15 protein-coding genes and 1 riboswitch are annotated in these 17,285 nt (G+C 37.2%); of the genes, 8 read left to right on the forward strand and 7 right to left on the reverse strand.

The annotated features are described in order from the left end of the window. Positions 1-4 precede the first annotated feature (4 nt). Complete coding sequence (locus tag RU96_RS04305) at positions 5-1,501, reverse strand: helix-turn-helix domain-containing protein (protein WP_071864304.1); 1,497 nt, start codon at positions 1,499-1,501, stop codon at positions 5-7. A gap of 151 nt (positions 1,502-1,652) precedes the next feature. Further along, positions 1,653-3,005 (reverse strand): branched-chain amino acid transport system II carrier protein, encoded by a 1,353-nt coding sequence (gene brnQ / locus RU96_RS04310; protein WP_071864305.1) that lies wholly within the window; start codon positions 3,003-3,005, stop codon positions 1,653-1,655. A 252-nt stretch (positions 3,006-3,257) separates the two neighbouring features. On the opposite strand from brnQ, the gene RU96_RS04315 reads away from it, so the two are divergent. Further along, a complete protein-coding gene (locus RU96_RS04315) occupies positions 3,258-3,845 on the forward strand; it encodes a TMEM175 family protein (protein WP_071864306.1) in 588 nt (195 codons plus the stop codon). A gap of 61 nt (positions 3,846-3,906) precedes the next feature. Here RU96_RS04315 and RU96_RS04320 read toward each other — a convergent pair whose 3' ends face one another. The 4 genes from RU96_RS04320 to RU96_RS04335 form a co-directional block, all read right to left on the reverse strand. Further along, positions 3,907-5,250 (reverse strand): amino acid permease, encoded by a 1,344-nt coding sequence (locus tag RU96_RS04320; protein WP_071864307.1) that lies wholly within the window; start codon positions 5,248-5,250, stop codon positions 3,907-3,909. Positions 5,251-5,435: 185 nt separating this feature from the next. Next, the gene (locus RU96_RS04325; RefSeq protein ID WP_071864308.1) at positions 5,436-6,182 is read right to left on the reverse strand and encodes an amino acid ABC transporter ATP-binding protein; all 747 of its coding nucleotides are present in this window, start codon (positions 6,180-6,182) and stop codon (positions 5,436-5,438) included. A gap of 23 nt (positions 6,183-6,205) precedes the next feature. Continuing rightward, entirely contained in the window at positions 6,206-7,810 is a 1,605-nt protein-coding gene (locus RU96_RS04330; RefSeq protein WP_071864309.1) for an ABC transporter permease subunit, read from the reverse strand. Positions 7,811-7,986: 176 nt separating this feature from the next. Further along, a riboswitch (Lysine riboswitch) is annotated at positions 7,987-8,160 on the reverse strand. Between the two features lie 358 nt (positions 8,161-8,518). Continuing rightward, the gene (locus RU96_RS04335) at positions 8,519-8,815 is read right to left on the reverse strand and encodes a hypothetical protein (RefSeq protein ID WP_071864310.1); all 297 of its coding nucleotides are present in this window, start codon (positions 8,813-8,815) and stop codon (positions 8,519-8,521) included. 246 nt (positions 8,816-9,061) lie between these two features. Between RU96_RS04335 and RU96_RS04340 the strand changes: the two genes are divergently transcribed. The 4 genes from RU96_RS04340 (at position 9,062) to RU96_RS04355 (ending at position 12,111) form a co-directional block, all read left to right on the forward strand. Further along, positions 9,062-9,973 carry an EamA family transporter gene (locus RU96_RS04340; protein WP_071864311.1) on the forward strand — a complete coding sequence of 304 codons (912 nt, stop codon included), beginning with the start codon at positions 9,062-9,064 and terminating at the stop codon, positions 9,971-9,973. 69 nt (positions 9,974-10,042) lie between these two features. Then, positions 10,043-10,744, forward strand: coding sequence for an NAD-dependent protein deacylase (locus RU96_RS04345; protein WP_071864312.1), 702 nt, complete (start codon positions 10,043-10,045; stop codon positions 10,742-10,744). 10 nt (positions 10,745-10,754) lie between these two features. Continuing rightward, on the forward strand, positions 10,755-11,612 hold the full coding sequence (locus RU96_RS04350; RefSeq protein WP_071864313.1) for a chorismate mutase: 858 nt from the start codon (positions 10,755-10,757) through the stop codon (positions 11,610-11,612). Continuing rightward, positions 11,599-12,111 (forward strand): transcription repressor NadR, encoded by a 513-nt coding sequence (locus tag RU96_RS04355; protein ID WP_071864314.1) that lies wholly within the window; start codon positions 11,599-11,601, stop codon positions 12,109-12,111. The genes RU96_RS04350 and RU96_RS04355 overlap by 14 nt, the downstream gene beginning before the upstream one ends. Positions 12,112-12,310: 199 nt before the next feature. On the opposite strand, the gene def is transcribed toward RU96_RS04355, so the two are convergent. Then, the gene (def, locus tag RU96_RS04360) at positions 12,311-12,874 is read right to left on the reverse strand and encodes a peptide deformylase (protein WP_071864315.1); all 564 of its coding nucleotides are present in this window, start codon (positions 12,872-12,874) and stop codon (positions 12,311-12,313) included. A gap of 226 nt (positions 12,875-13,100) precedes the next feature. On the opposite strand from def, the gene RU96_RS04365 reads away from it, so the two are divergent. The 3 genes from RU96_RS04365 to RU96_RS04375 all read left to right on the forward strand — a co-directional run bounded on the left by RU96_RS04365 (position 13,101) and on the right by RU96_RS04375 (position 17,107). Then, positions 13,101-14,168 (forward strand): DUF871 domain-containing protein, encoded by a 1,068-nt coding sequence (locus tag RU96_RS04365; protein ID WP_071864316.1) that lies wholly within the window; start codon positions 13,101-13,103, stop codon positions 14,166-14,168. After that, positions 14,161-15,057, forward strand: coding sequence for an N-acetylmuramic acid 6-phosphate etherase (murQ, locus tag RU96_RS04370; RefSeq protein WP_071864317.1), 897 nt, complete (start codon positions 14,161-14,163; stop codon positions 15,055-15,057). The genes RU96_RS04365 and murQ overlap by 8 nt, the downstream gene beginning before the upstream one ends. A gap of 94 nt (positions 15,058-15,151) precedes the next feature. Beyond that, positions 15,152-17,107 (forward strand): glucose PTS transporter subunit IIA, encoded by a 1,956-nt coding sequence (locus RU96_RS04375; RefSeq protein ID WP_071864318.1) that lies wholly within the window; start codon positions 15,152-15,154, stop codon positions 17,105-17,107. The last annotated feature ends 178 nt before the right edge of the window (positions 17,108-17,285 follow it).

Raw genomic sequence — 17,285 nt, forward strand, 5'->3', positions numbered from 1 at the left:
GCTATTATTTGTTTTTTTCATTAAAAATTTTGCGTAAATGTTTATATAAGACGATATATTGTTCATCATCATGGTCCAATTCCCATAAAAAGACATTTAAATTCGGTGTTTGATTTTTTAATACTAAAGATGAACTAATAACCAAATCGTACTGTTCTTGTCTTTGACTGTTGTAAGTTTCCGCATTGACAAATTTTAAATCTGACATAAATTGATAAATATTTTTTACGATTAAATAGTTATGTTCAATTGCAACCCCCACCTCAACTTTTTTTGCATACGTCATGGTGTCATAAAGCGGCATTAAGACTTGAGTAAAGCCATTAATTAAGCTATTGATAGTTGCATTATTGATGAAAGCATTGTAAGGCTCTTGATTGCTTTTATCGATAAAGAAGGCACGAATTTTTCCTTCCATTTCGCGAATAGGTGATTCAAAAACTTGTTTTGGTCCTAATAAACGTTGAATGGTAGGCATGCGATGTTTAATGACATAATAACCAAATGTAATGTTCAATAAATTCCCTAAAACAAGGGGTTGATCTAAGACAGAAGGGTTGTTGGTAAATAACTCTTCTTTAGCAAATTGTAAAAATTCTTTGACTAAATTATCAACAGGATTTGCTTCTTTACCAAAGTCGTGAATAACTTGTGTTAAGGTTGGATCATCTTCTAAGGTATAAAACGGAATAAAGTGTGCCAAAAAGAAAATATAACTGGATTCAGCTTTATTTTGACGGGCAGTTAACTGATTATCAACTAAAGGATTTAAACGAGTGAAATCATAATAGTCATTGTTTTTCATTAAGCAATCATAGGCTTTATCGTATTTAACAAAAATACCTTTTTGAATGCGTAATAAGAAAATAGCCGCAAAATATTTTAATTCTAAATTGCCTAAATAGGTACGAGAAAGAGGAAAGTATTCGCCAAAAGCTGCTACGACTTGTTCGACTTTTTCTTCTGACACATTAAATGGCCAAGTAATTCCTCTAGTTCCCAACCAAATCAGATTAAATAATGCGAGGCGAGCGAGTCTTTCGTCACCTACTAAACCAGCTTCTGTATATGTAAAACGTAAATTAAAAGTCTTCAAGAAATTTTTTAGCTTCTCGATTTTTCGCGATACAGTTGATCGACTTGAGAAGTAGCGGTTGCAAAATTCTTCGATTGTTGGGTTCTCTTCGTTAATAAAATACATAATAAATTGAAAAGGCACAGAATTTTGCAATAAGTAGTAACGATATTCATCGATGGTGGCAGTTAATTTCAGACAGTTGATTTTTCCCGCACCAATTAAAAAACTTTCATGTTCGGGGTGAATCTTGCTAATATCTTTATCAATTTCCGTTAAATCAATAACGGTTTGTTGGTAATTAAGATTCATTTCTTGAGCTAGTTCAGCAATAGCGTAATTGGGACGACCAATAAACATCATTTTGCGGAACAATTCAAATTTTAATAAGGTTGATGTATCCATCATCAGTTCTTCATATACCATAAATATCCCTCCGTATTTTGACTCCTTTTTCTCATTGTATCGTTTTTTTTGTCAGACTGTCAGTTATAAGCACACAAAAATGCCTGCTACTTAAAAGCCGCAGGCGTTTTACAGGTTGGAAATTAAAATAAGAATCGCACAAAAATTTTGCTTAATTTTCGGCAGGTACTTTTTTAAAAATCGTCCAAATTATTCCCACGATAAAGCCAAGAAGTGCTGGCACAATCCAGCCCATTCCTAATTGGAAAAATGGAAGATAATCTTGCGCAAAATGTAGTAGGCTTTGAACTGGTGCTAAATTTCTTAAAAAAGCAGGGGCAGCATTTAGCCCATCTAATATCGCTGCAAACAAGGTAAAGTAAGTGGTTAAGCGATAAACACTCGCCCGTTGTTTAAATAAAGGACCAACCAAAGCAAGTAAGATTAAAGTAATTGCTAAAGGATAGGTAAACATTAAAACAGGTGTTGAGAATTCAATAATTTTAGTTAACCCAATGTTGGCAAATAAACAAGCCAGCAAGCTTGAGCCGGTCACAAAGGTAGTATATTTTTGTTGTGGAAACAACTCAACAAATGTTTCAGAAAAAGCAGTAATTAGGCCAATTGCTGTTTTTAAGCAGGCAATAATAACGATAAACGCAAGTAAAATGCTCCCGCCTGTCCCAAGATAGTGCTTAGCAATCTCCGCTAAAGCGATCCCGCCATTTTCAGAAATCGCAAATTTACCAAGGCTCATCGTCCCCATTAAAGATAAAAGCGTATAGATAATTCCCATCAATAAAATACTGATGAAACCTGATTTAACTGTATCCATGGCGATGGTGCTGGGCTTTTTAACTCCCATATCTTTTAAAGTGGTGACAATAATAATGCCAAATGCCAATGAAGCTAATGCATCTAATGTATTATAGCCCTCTGTAAAGCCGGTTAAAAATGCGTGATTGGTATAATCGGCTTGAATCGCTGTGTCGGTGATATTACCAATTGGATTTAAAAATGCTAATAAAATTAAAATACCTAGTAAAACTAAAAATAAAGGATTTAAAAATTTTCCCACATAATTAAGTAATTTAGTCGGTTTACGGGATAGCGCCCAAGCGCAGACAAAAAAGAGAATACTAAAAATTGCTAGTGCCAAAGTAATCTGGCTTTTGGCTAAAAAAGGCGCCAAACCAATTTCAAAAGAAGTTGTCGCTAATCTAGGTAAAGCAAAGAAAGGACCAATGACCAAGTAAAGTAAGATGGTAAAAATTTTGGCATACGTTTTATTTACCCGACAAGCTAAATCATATAAACCACTGCTGCGGGAGATGCCAATCGCTAAGACTCCTAAAAAAGGTAAGCCAATTCCGGTTACAAGAAACCCTAAGTTAGCGCTAAAAACATTGGCGCCTGCTAATTGGCCCATATGGACGGGGAAAATAAGATTCCCGGCACCAAAGAATAAGCCAAATAACATAGAACCGACAAATAAATAATCTTTAAATTGTAATTTTTTTTCCATTTTTCACCTCGAAAGTTATGAATTCTATTAAATTAGGGCACGTTACTTTTGACCGTCTCCAATTGTCATTTTCTAAATAAAAAAAGAAAAAGGGCAATTTTTTGACGTGATAATTGTTTCAAAAATAACAGAATTGACAGTTATTTTCAAGAGTTTTCTGAAAGTTTAGCGATATAATACATTGAACTGTATCGTTGACTAATAAATATCGTTTAGTTCAGAGGTATGCTAAAATAAATCGAGGTGAAAAAAGTGACAAAAGGACGTTTAACGGCTTTTACAGATGGCGTAGTGGCCATTGTCATTACGATTTTAGTATTAGAAATACGTTTTCCAGCAGCGCCGACTTTAGCATCCCTTTTAGCAATGCGGGATGTTTTAACCGCTTATACGATTAGTTTCATTTTTGTAGCGGTGATTTGGGTAACGCATCATAGGGTAATGAAGATGACTGAAAAAGTAGATGATCGTGTCATTTGGGCCAATATTTTTTGGTTGTTTTGGTTAACATTATGTCCTGCTGTAACCCAATGGGTAGGGAGTAATCCTGGCATGTTTTGGCCGGCTTTGGCGTATGTAGTAGTTTATACGATGTGGAGTTTTTCATTTGGTATTTTAACCAAACAAATCTTAAAAGCTAATGATGACAATACCCGTGGCACCCAGCTATTACGTCACGATTGCCGTAGTGGTTTATCGATGGTGATTAATTTATTACTTATCGCAGCTGTCTTTTGGCATCCTACTATTGGTTTATTTGGCCGCTTTATCGTTTCGGCCATTTGGGTGCCTTCTTATGAAAGTGCAGCGAAAATTCAAAATTACATTTTAAGAAAATAAAGGAAAAAGCGTTCAGCCATTGGTATTCAAAACAGGCGAACGCTTTTTTTGGTCGTGAAATTTATTTTCTTTCGAATTTGAAATAATAAATTACCCTTAAAATGATAAACCATACCGGCGTTACAAGTGCAGCAATCCGAGTTTCTTTTGATAGGAGTAAAACCATAGCTACAAAAATTAAAAAGGCAAAGATTAACATATTGCTATAGGGATAAAAAGGCATTTTAAAAGCATGGCTTTTTTTCCCTAGGATACTTTTCCGATATTTCATGTGGGTGTAGACCAGAATAGCCCAAATGAATAAAAAGCAAGTAGTCGCAACACTTGTAACAATGGTGAAGACTTGACTAGGCATGAAATAGTTTAAGATAACGGCAATGAAAATCACTAAAGCTGAAAAGAAAATCGCATTACCGGGAACTTGGTGTTTAGTCAATTTTTCAAAAGGTTTTGGAGCACTTCCTTCTTGAGCCAACGAACGCAACATGCGTCCGGTACTGTAAATTGCACTATTACAGGCAGAAGCTGCTGCAGATAAGACAACGACATTAATAACAGTCGCCGCGGCAGTTATACCGATATCTGAGAAAACTTCTACAAAGGGGCTTTCACTAGCGCTTAAACTATTCCAAGGGTAAATAGCCATAATGACAAATAGAGCTCCTAAGTAAAACAAAATGATACGAATTGGAATATTGTTAATAGCTTCTGGTAAAACTTTTTTGGGATTTTTTGTTTCCCCAGCCACTAGTCCCACCAGTTCAATCCCTGCAAAAGCAAAGGTTACCATCTGAAAAGAGAGGATAAAGCCAGACATTCCTTTTGGAAAAAAGCCACCGTGTTGCCAAACGTTACTAACTTTTACTACCCCTGCTGTTGTTTGGTAATGGGTAACAATCATGTAGGCGCCCACCACAATTAAGGCGATAATTGCCACGACCTTAATTAAAGCAAACCAAAACTCAAGCTCACCAAACAAGGAAACAGCAATCATATTTAAGGCTACTAATAAGACTAAAGCGATTAATTCGGGTAGCCACTGTGGGATTTGGGGAAACCAGTAGCGCACATAAAGACCGGTTGCGGTTAAGTCAGCCATCGCAATCGAAATCCAGCAAAACCAATAAGTCCAGCCAGTTAAAAAGGCCCATTTTTTCCCTAGATATTCTGCAACAAAATCTAAAAAGGAATGTTTATCAGTATTGGATAAAAGTAATTCACCTAAGGAGCGCATGATTAAAAAGCAAATACACCCAGTGATTAGATAAGCAAATAAAATAGCCGGGCCAGCTAATTGAATCGATTTGCCCGCTCCTAAAAATAAACCAGTGCCAATTGCACCCCCAATTGAAATTAACTGGACGTGACGATTTTTTAAACTACGACTTAATTCTTGCGATTCCATTAAATGTTCATCCTTTGTAGTAGGGAAGATTCCCTCTGAATTTTTTACTTGAAAAGTGCTGGCTTAATTTTAGGATAATTTTCAGAAAATTTCAATGTTAGATTGTTATTACTCTTTTTGACAAAAAAATACCAACATCTAAAAGTGGGCTTGGCCCTGAAACTTTTAGATGTTGGTTATTCTAATTATGCTTCTTTATCTAAAACACGGTGTAAGAATTTTTTCGTACGTTCTTCTTTTGGATTACCAAAAATATCTTCTGGTGAGCCTTGTTCAGCAATGACACCTTTATCCATAAAGATGACACGATTCGAAACATCACGGGCAAAATCCATTTCGTGGGTTACCACTACCATTGTTAAACCAGTGTGGGCGAGTGCTTTCATTGTTTTTAAAACTTCTCCGACCATTTCTGGATCAAGGGCCGAAGTAGGTTCATCAAAAAGCATTACGTCAGGATCCATGGATAGTGCGCGGGCGATTGCGACCCGTTGTTTTTGGCCCCCCGATAATTGGGCTGGTTTTGCTTCAATATAACGATCCATGCCAACTTTTTCCAGATTTTCTAAAGCAATTTTTTTAGCTTCTGCGCGATTGCGTTTTAAAACAGTCGTCTGTCCGGTAACACAATTTTCTAAAACGTTCATATTGTTAAATAAATTGAAAGATTGAAAAACCATACCAAGATGTGTGCGATATTTTGTCAGACTATAGCCTGGGGATAATACATTTTCCCCTTTATAGTAAATTTCACCACTTGTAGGTTTTTCCAATAAGTTAATACAGCGTAATAAAGTTGATTTACCAGAACCTGATGAACCGATAATGGAAACTACTTCCCCTCTGGTTACAGAAAAGTCAATATCTTTTAAAACTTCATTTTCGCCAAAGCTTTTTTTTAAATGCTGAATGTCAATAATTTTTTCTGCCATGTTTATTCCTCCTAAGCCTATCCCTATTCTTCTTCTGCTTCTAATTCAGCCTCGTCAGCTTTGATATATGATTGTGGACCGTCAATTCGTTTTTCAACTAAACGTAAAATTCTTGAGATAGTGTAGGTCATAATCAAGTACATAATACCGACGATAGTAAAGACTGGGAAGAACTTATAGTTCGTTCCAGCAGCAGAGGTCCCTTGGAAGAACAAATCTGCAACAGAGATAACACTCAATACTGCTGTATCTTTAATATTGATGACAAATTCGTTACCAGTAGCAGGTAAAATATTCCGAATCACTTGTGGCAAAACAACTTTGGTCATTGTTTGTCCATGGGTCATCCCGATTGCTTGTGCAGCTTCAAATTGCCCTGGATCAACGGCAAAAATCCCACCACGAACGATTTCAGACATATATGCCCCAGTATTAAATGAAACGATGATAAAGGCAGCTAGAGTACGATTCAAATCAATTTGGAATACTTGAGCTAAACCATAATAAATGACCATTGCTTGTACCATCATTGGTGTGCCACGGAAAATTTCGATATAAACAGACAGTAACCAATTAAAGAATTTTTGGAAAACGAATAATACTTTATTTTCAGCGACTGGTAGTGAGCGGATAACACCAATTAGTAACCCTAGGCTGGTACCTAAAATCGTACTAACAATTGCAATTAAAAGTGTCAAACCTGCCCCGCGTAAAAAGAGGCCACCATATTGATTCCAAATGGTTTTAATATCATGTAAAAAGCCTGATTTTTCTTCACTGCTATCACTAGCCGCAGGTTGTTCTTTAATTGCTGCATCCATCAATTTGGTACGTTCTTCTTCAGAAATACCAGCTAAAATTTGATTGACCTTTGCAACGTCTGGATCACCTTTACGCATACCAACTGCAACTTGAACATCTTCAGGATTGGTTTTAAAGCCTTTATCTTTAGCGAATTCTACCATGGCATAATTTTTATCAACAGATGTTGCTGTGACACCTTCTGGCCGTTCAGAAACATAGCCGTCAATGACCCCAGAAGAAAGTGCTGCGCGCATTGCTGAAAAGTCTTTTTGTGCTTGTTCTTTTTGAACACCTGGAATTTGATCAATTACAGTATAGTGAAATGTATTTAATTGGGCGGTAAGTTTTGCCCCTTTAAAGTCAGCTAAGTCTTTAGCATCAGCGTATTTACTATCTTTTCTTGTTACGATAACTAAGTGAGATTCATAATAAGGGTTTGTAAAATCGATTTCTTTTTTGCGTTCAGCTGTTGGTGACATCCCAGCGATAACTGCATCGATTTTACCAGATTGTAAAGCAACTGGAAGGCCATCCCAAGAAGTTTTAACAATCTCTAGTTTTTTGCCTAAGCCAGCGGCAACTTTTTTAGCGATTTGGACATCATAACCACCTGCCCAAGCTGAATTTTCGCCTTGAATAGGGACAGCTCCGTGGGCATCTGTTGTTTGAGTCCAGTTAAATGGGGCATAACCCGCTTCCATCCCCACGCGCAGTGTATCTGTAGGTGTCTGGCTGTCAGCGGCTGCTGGTGTCGCGGCAAAGGCGACGGTGAAAAAGCTTAAAATAATAGTTAGTAGTGCGGTAACGGAAATTTTTTTATTCATGTTCTGCTCCTTAAAAAGTATTTGACCATACCAACGTAATTTAAGTGAAACACTTAAAACACGAGAGAGATGAATGGAGTTGCCGCCAGCGAAAAAAATAAAAAAACAGCCGAAATCAGTTCGTATGAAAAGAAATCGGCTGTTGACAAAGAGCAAAATTCGTCGACAAACCTCTCACAAAACATAGCGCAACTTAGCTAAAAGCTAAGACAGTCCGCCAGGTATTTCCCGTGCGTCCCAACAAATCCGTGAGCAAACACGTGATTTATTTCGGCAACATTCCCTAGGCCTGCGTCTTAATATTTGCTTACTCAACAGGATTAATGAATGATGCGACCTCTACCTCGGTGACGGAGGTATCTCGTATTCAGTTGATAGTACACAAGAATTTTACGTCAAATTGCATAGGGTGTCAAACTTTTTTACATGAAAATGAAAGAATATACATTACTTTTTACAAGATGAAAGTTCTTTAATTAAAGCTGTAATTCCCTGTTTAATCGTGATTTATAGCCTGAAACAAACGAAAATATCAGTTCTTTGTTAGTTTTTAGTTATACTTTTTTTAGTTTTGTTTCAGCAAAGGTTCATGAAAATATATGTATACATTATGCGGACTATACAAAAATACCACTTAACAAAATGAGGGTGGTGACAAAAGCTATTTCTGTCACAATCTCGTTCATTAAGTGGTATTCATGCAATAAATTATGCGATACTTTCTTTTGGTTCACGGCCTAAAATAGCTTGGATAACAGTTAAGACAAGTAATACGCCGATGATAATATAAATCAAGCTTGAGTATTGGGTAATGCCCCAACCCCAGGTGCGATAAATAGCCAAGACGATTGCTTGTACGATAGCAGCAAGGACGTTAAAGAAAGCAAATGCCCATAAATTGCCGTTTTCTTTGCGGGCCAAATAAAAAATAGAAAAGAAAATGCTTAACGCAGCCCATGCGACACAGACTAAGATTACGCCCCAATAAATAATAAATGGTACCAATGGTTTCACCTCGCTTTTACCAAAACGCAACTTCTTTGTTACGTTTTTCCCAATGTATTGTATCACGTTTACATGGCGCTGTCATGAGTTGAAATCATTTTCATTTATCCTGCCGATTTTGGTTAAAGGAAAAGAACTGATTTTAGTTAAATGAAGAAAGCCAAAGTGAAACTAGAGACAATGATTGACGATTCTATTAGTTTACGCTACTTTTAAAAAAGAAACGTGAGTAGGGAGTGAAGATAGATGTGGTTTGCGTCGGCATTAATTACAATTTTAGCCTGGGGGACGGCTGATCTTTTTTATAAGAAAGGTAATGATCCTAATGACCGTCATAGCGCCATGAAGACCACGATTATGGTGGGATTAGTCATGGGACTGCACGTTTTATTTTACTATGTTATTTACGAAGGCATTCGTTATGACTGGCACAATTTAATTTTATATTTACCTGTTTCAGCAATGTATATTTTGTCTATGGCAATTGGTTATTTTGGCCTGCGTTATATTGAAGTTTCGATTTCTTCTCCCATTAGTAACTCCTCTGGGGCAGTGACAGCAGTTTTAGGTTTTTTAATTATGGGAAATAATGTCAATGGCCTACAACTTGTCGCAATTCTAATGATTTTAATTGGTATTTTATTGTTATCAATCTTTGAAAAAGAACAAGATGATGCCCAGTTAAAAGCGGAAGGGGTAACCATTGATAAAAAATACCGCTTTGGAGCTATCGCCATCTTATTTCCAATTTTATATATGATTATTGACGGGATGGGTACTTTTCTTGATAGTTATTATTTAGAATACCGCAAATTAATGCCAGAAGATCAAGCCAATATGAGTTATGAACTAACTTTTTTAATTGTAGCGCTAGTATTATGGGCATATTTAGAGTGGTGGAAAAAAGAGCCTGTATTTGTCTTTTTGGAAAAAGATAAAGGGTTAGCAGCGATTTTTGAAACGTTAGGTCAGTTCTTTTACGTTGGTGCAGTTTCCACTAAAGAAGCCATTATCGTCGCGCCTTTAATTTCAGCTTATGCGATTGTTTCTGTTATTTTGGGTCGAATCTTCTTAAAAGAAAAGTTAAAAGCCAAACACTATCTGGTAATAGCAGCGATTATGATTGGTATTATGATTTTAGGTTTTTATGATGCGTAAAAGTCGGTTTTTTGACCGGCTTTTTTTTGACAATATTTCAGGTGTATACTAATAGACGAGGTGTTTGAGATGACAGTAATAAATGAAGCGCTAGAAAAAATCCAAGCAGCAAAAAAGATCACATTTTTAACCGGTGCCGGTGTTTCGACACCATCGCAAATTCCGGATTATCGATCTTTAAAAGGTGTTTATGCTGGGATTGAACAACCTGAGTATTTATTAAGCGTTGACTGTTTAAATCATGAGCCACAAAAGTTTTACCAATTTGTTAAATTACTATATCATCCAAGTGCTCGTCCTAATGTGATTCATGAAAAAATCGCAGCACTGGAAAAGACAAAATCAGTTTGGGTGGTATCGCAAAATATTGATGGGTTACACAATCAGGCTGGCAGTAAAAATGTGGTGAATTTTCACGGTAATTTATACGATGTGTATTGTCGCAAGTGTGGACAAAATGTTTCATGGCAAGATTATTTAGTGTGTGATACCCATCAGGATTGTGGTGGTCAGTTGCGACCAAACATCGTTTTATATGGTGAAGGATTTACAGATGCTACGATTACTTTGGCGATTAAAGCGGTAGAACAAGCGGATTTAATCGTGATTGCCGGTACGAGTTTTCAAGTTGCGCCTTTTAATCAGTTACTTTACTATCATAAACCACAAGCTGAGGTATTGGCAGTTAATCAGACGGCTCTTGCTATTCAGGAACCGTTTACCATGGTACAATGTGCGGCAGAAGAATTATTTGATGCCATCAAAATTTAGGAGGATATTAATGGTTAGTGAAAAAGAAAAAATGATTGCCGGTGAGCTTTATTTTTCCGAAGATCCTGAACTTGTGAGTGAGCGCAGATTTGCTAGAGAACAGATGCAGTTAATCAACCAAGAACAAGATGCAAAAGTCCGGAGTCAACTTTTAAAAGAAACATTTGGTGCAGTGGCAGGAAATATTTATATGGAACCTACAGTCCAGTTTGATTACGGTTATAATATTTCTGTCGGTAAAAATTTCTACGCTAATTTTAATTGTGTCTTATTAGATGTCTGCCCAATTACAATTGGGGATAATTGTATGATTGCTCCAAACGTTCAAATTTTGACGGCCACTCATCCTTTAAATCCGGTCAAACGCAATAGTGGCTTAGAAAGTGGTAAACCTGTAACCATTGGCAATAGTGCTTGGCTTGGGGCTGGATCTATACTTTTACCAGGGGTCGTGTTGGGGGACAATGTCGTGGTTGCTGCCGGAAGCGTAGTGACAAAGTCATTTCCAGATAATGTTGTCGTCGCAGGTAATCCTGCTCGCGTTATCAAAAATATTGCAGCAGCTGAAAACACCGACAGCTTAGTCAGGGCACGTCAAAAAATTGATCAAATTGATCAAGAATTAACGAGACTTTTAGAACAGCGAATGATGGCTGTCAGTGAAATTGCAGCTTTCAAAAAAGAGCAGCAACAACCTGTTTTAGATAGTTCGAGAGAAACAGCCGTATTAAATAAGGTTGCAAAAAACGTTACAAAAGCAGATTATCTGCCGACGATTACGGCGACATTTGCTGATATTATGAAACATTCTCGTGCGTATCAACAAAAAAAACTTGCAGAAGGTAGCGAACAAAATGGAAGGAAATAAACGACGCGATCAAATCTTGAGCCAATTGCAAACAGCAGAAAAACCGATAAGTGCTTCAAAATTTGCCCAACAGTTTGACGTAAGTCGTCAGATTATTGTCGGAGACATCGCCCTTATGCGTGCTGCGGGATTAGCTATTAAAGCGACCGCCCGAGGGTACTTACTCCAAGGAAAAAGACAAGGAAAATTAAGTCAAATCGCAGTACAACATGATGCTTCAAAAACCCAAGCGGAGCTTAAGATTATTGTGGAAAATGGCGGCGAAGTAGTAGATGTTATAGTAGAACACGATATGTATGGTGAATTAACGGGAAACTTACAGATTAAAACATTCGAAGATATCGAAGTCTTTATGGAAAAGTACCATAACTCAAATGCCAGTTTACTTTTGGAACTAACCAATGGGATTCATTTGCATACAATTGCGTATGAAAACGAGGAAACTCTAGCAAAAATTAAAGCGGCTCTTTTAAAAGCAGGGATTTTATATCAAGAGTGACTTGGCAGAATTGTGAACGCTAAAAATAGCTAAAAAGGTGTGACAAAATTTTGTCACACCTTTTTTATTTTGCATAAACAGTGTCAAGGAAGTAAAGCTTCATAAATACGAATAAGTTGAACTTTCGCGAAAATTTGAGTAGCAACTTTTTAAAATTCCTTCTTATTTTCGGAAAGCTTGCACTTCTTTACAGCCACTTTTATTCAATAACTAAGACGCCTTCTTTTAAGGCAAAAGGATTTTCTTCATTAATATGGTCGTAAAACATGACGCCATTTAAATGATCAATTTCATGTTGGACGACAATCGCTTCGTAATTTTTTAGGCGACGTTTGTGTTTTACCCCCGCTTCATCGTAATAAGAGACGGTCACTCGTGCGTGACGAACGACATAGCCTGGTACTTCACGATCAACAGATAAACACCCTTCGCCTTCGCCTAAACAAGCGTCTTGAACGGAGTGGCTCAAAATTTTAGGATTGAACATGACAGTGCTAAGAATAGGTGTGTCATCTTCAGGATCATTACTAGGAACATGGACGGCGATTAAGCGTTTTGAAATATTTAATTGTGGAGCAGCTAGACCAACACCACCGCGTAGATGCAATTCTTCTGCCTTAACGGGATCTTGACTATTTTTTAAAAACTCTAACATTTCTTCCCCCAGTTTTTTTTCTTCATCAGTTGGGGGCATGGGTACTTCTTTTGCAACTTCCCGCAAAGTGGGGTTGCCTTCTCTGATGATATCATCCATCGTGATCATTATTATTCACCTCAAAGTTGATTTTTCTCAACAGTAAGTTTACCACAGAATGTAATTTGGTGGGAATTTGAAATTTTCTTCTTAAATTTTTGCAAAGCTAAAGAAATAATATTTCAAAAAAATAATAAAAATAACGAAAAAAGGTTGCGTAAAAATAAAACATGATGTATACTCCTTTGTGTAAGCGATTACTAATCATTTTTTCATGAAAGATGGAGGAATCTCATTGTTTGGTTTTTCGATTTTTTTAAACGAAGCACTATCACAACAACAAGAAGAATATGTCACTGACATGGCGCAAGCAGGCTTTAAAGGTGTGTTTACTTCCTTGCACATTCCTGAAGACGATGCTACAAAATACCGAGAACGCCTAAGTCAATTAGGTAGTTGGTGTAAAGCGTTAGAGCTAGAGTTAATGGTAGATATTTCAGGAAACGCGCTAAAAAAAGCTGGATTTGCAATGGATAATTTATCAGAATTAGTTCAAATTGGCGTAACGGGGCTGAGGATGGATTATCATATCAGCAACCTGCAAATTGCCCACTTTAGTCAACAAATGAAAATTGCATTAAATGCAAGTACAGTCACAGCACAAGATATTGCAGAACTAAAAAAAGCAGCGGCGAATTTTTCCAATTTGGAAGCGTGGCACAACTATTATCCACGACCAGAAACTGGTTTAGCCCAAAGTTGGTTCCTAGAAAAAAATCAGTGGCTTAAAGACAATGGATTCACCATTCAAGCTTTTGTTCCAGGCGATGCTAATTTAAGAGGTCCGCTTTTTGAAGGGTTACCAACATTAGAACAAGATCGCTACAAACATCCACTAGCTGCGGCATTATGGCAACAAAATGCTGCCGTTGATCTAATTTATATCGGAGATGGTGGCTTAAAGGAACGGACAAAAGAACAATTCGAAAATTTTATAAATAACAATGAAATTTTATTACAAGTAGAAAATTGCGGGACAGATTATTTCGATTATATTTTAGGGGACCATGTCAATCGCTTAGACGAAGCAGATGCAGTTGTTCGCAGTGCGGATGCTCGTTTTCGTAAGATTCCGCAAATTAAAGCACAAAATACGGTAAAACGCACTTTGGGGAGTGTGACTGTAGATAATGAAAAATATCTGCGTTATGCCGGTGAAATTCAATTATGCCGTCAAGAATTAGCAGCAGATGAAAAAGTCAATGTAGTTGCACAAGTCATTACCACAGAAGAAGATTTAGTCCGCCAGATTAAAGGCGGCATGAAATTCAAATTACAATCTATGGGGGAAGAACATGAGTAAGATTAATTTAGAAAACTTAACAACTGAACGTCGTAACGAAGCAACTTTTGGTTTAGATGAAATGACAGTTAAAGAAGCTTGTCAAAAAATGAATCAAGAAGATCAAAAAGTAGCAGTCGCAGTGGAAAAAGAATTAGCAAGTATTGAAAAAGTAATTGAAGCAACAATTACAGCTTTTAAAAAAGGCGGCCGTTTAATTTACATGGGTGCGGGGACGTCAGGACGTTTAGGCGTTTTAGATGCAGCAGAATGTGTGCCGACTTTTGGTGTTGAACCAGAAATGGTAGTTGGTTTAATTGCTGGTGGTGATCAGGCGATGACTGTCGCAGTTGAAGGTGCCGAAGATTCGGCTGAATTAGGGGCAAATGATTTACACGAATTAAAATTAAATGAAAATGATATGGTAGTAGGAATTGCTGCAAGTGGTCGGACACCTTATGTTATTGGTGGTTTAGATTATGCCCGTCAAGTTGGTGCTGCCACTGGGACGATTTCATGTAATAAAGATGCTGAAATTTCAAAGCATGCCCAATTCCCAATTGAAGTAGACTGTGGTCCTGAATTTTTGACTGGCTCTACTCGTTTGAAATCTGGGACAGCCCAAAAATTAATTTTAAATATGATTTCTACTATTTCGATGATTGGCATTGGCAAAGTTTATAACAACTTAATGGTCGATGTAAAAGCCACAAATGAAAAATTAGTCGAGCGTTCAAAACGAATCATCATGCAAGCTACAGAAGTCGATTATGAAACAGCAGATCGCTTCTTTACAGCAGCAGACGAAAATGTTAAATTAGCAATCGTCATGATTTTGACAGACAGTGATAAAGATACTGCAGCCCAAAAACTAATTGCAGCAGATGGCTTTGTAAAGAAAACAATTTAATGAAGTAGCGTTGGAGTTACATTATTTTTCTAGTGGTGTAACTCCTTGAATAACAAGTTTCAAAGAATTCATAATTCCAAGGAGGAAAGTTAGCATGGCAAAAGAAGAATTGAGTTTGGAACAGTTGGCAAAAGAGATTTACAAAGGCGCCGGTGGCATGAACAACGTTGCAAGCGTCACTCATTGCATGACTCGGGTTAGAATGTCTGTCCGTGACCGCGATGAAGTAAATGAAGCACAATTGAAGGCGATTCCAGGCGTATTAGGGGTGGTTGATGATGAACAATTACAAGTCATTATCGGTCCTGGTAAAGTTAACAAAGTTGCAAAAGAAATGGCTAGCCAAGCCGGTGTCGCTTTAGGAGAAGAAATTCAAGTTTCTGCAAGTGGTAAAGATGCCGTAAATCAAAAAGCAGCCGAAATGAAAGCCGCACAAAAAGCCAAACAAAAGCAATCACCATTTAAAGCACTTTTAAAAGATATTTCAAATATTTTTGTTCCAATGATTCCAGCTTTTGTTGGCGCTGGTTTAGTAGCGGGGATCGCATCTGTTTTAACAAATATGGTCACTGCTGGTAGCCTAGACGCTGCGACATGGCAACAATATATTGATGTGATGAACATCTTAAAAAATGGGATGTTTTCTTTCTTAGTAATTTACACAGGTGTGAATGCAGCACAAGTTTTTGGCGCAACACCAACACTTGGTGGGGTAATTGGTGGGGTTGTAACCTTAACTGGAATGAATCCAGAAGCACCAATTATCAACTTGTTTAACGGCCAACCACTAGCTGCGCAACAAGGCGGTATTTTAGGAGTAATTTTTGCAGTCTGGTTACTTTCTAAAGTAGAGAAAAAATTACACGATATTGTGCCAGAAGCAATTGATATTATCGTAACACCAACTATTTCACTACTTGTTATTGGTTTAGCGGAAATCTTCTTAATTATGCCACTAGCAGGTTTTATTTCAAACGGTTTAGTTGGTGGAATCAACTGGATTTTAAATGTTGGTGGAGCATTCTCTGGCTTTGTATTAGGCGCAAGTTTCTTACCAATGGTTATGTTTGGTTTACACCAAATTTTAACACCAATTCATATTCAAATGATTGAAGCTACTGGTAGTACGCAATTATTACCAATTTTAGCAATGGCTGGTGCCGGTCAAGTTGGGGCAGCCTTGGCATTGTGGATTCGTCTACGTAAAGATAAAGAATTAACTGAAATGATTAAAGGGGCATTGCCAGTTGGTATTTTAGGGATTGGCGAGCCGTTAATTTATGGGGTTACACTACCATTAGGAAAACCATTCATCACAGCTTGTATCGGTGGCGGTGTTGGTGGTGCGGTTATTGGTGCTTTAGGAAATGTCGGCGCGACTGCTATTGGTCCTTCAGGTGCAGCTTTAATTCCATTAATTGCTAATGGTCATTGGTTAGGCTATATCTTAGGTTTACTTGCAGGTTACGCTGGTGGTTTTGTGGCAACTTATTTCTTTGGTATTCCAAAAGAAAAATTAGCAGCTGAAAAAATGGCAGAAGAACAACCAGTTGCACCTGTAGCACAAACAAGTGTTCCAACGAGTGAAATTGCTGCTACAACTGAATTTTTTGCAGTCGCAAACGGTGAAGTAAAACCCGTATCAGAATCGACAGATGCAGTTTTCTCACAAAAAATGATGGGTGAAGGTTACTTTGTTGTTCCAAAAGAAGGTACAATTTATGCACCTGTAAGTGGTACTGTTTCTTCAGTTTTTCCTACAAAACACGCAGTCGGCATTACAACTGACAACGGCTTAGAAGTTCTATTACACATGGGTGTCAATACGGTTGAATTAGATGGCAAACCATTTGATTTAAAAGTTGCAGAAGGTCAAAAAGTAACGCCTGATACAATTGTGGCAGATGTCGATCTTGCTGCAATCAAAGCTGCAGGTAAAGGCACAGACATGTTAGTCTTAGTGACAAATATGGATAAAGTAAAAAATGAAATTTTAGAAAAAGTTGGCGCAACTGAAGCCAAAACACCGGTTATGAAAGTAGAAGTATAATTTTTGCTTTAATACTTTAATAGAAGTAAAAAGAAACGTGAATTTTCACGTTTCTTTTTTTGTATGTAAATTAAACTAGCAGATTGTTGCAAGAAATAAGGCGAATATAGCAACTTATGCTTTTTAATCTACAGCTTTGCATTAAGCTTTTCGTATCTAAAAATAAAAGCGGAGCTAA

It is taken from the genome of Enterococcus canintestini, from assembly GCF_001885735.1.
In the GTDB taxonomy this organism is placed as follows: Bacteria; Bacillota; Bacilli; order Lactobacillales; family Enterococcaceae; genus Enterococcus_C; species Enterococcus_C canintestini.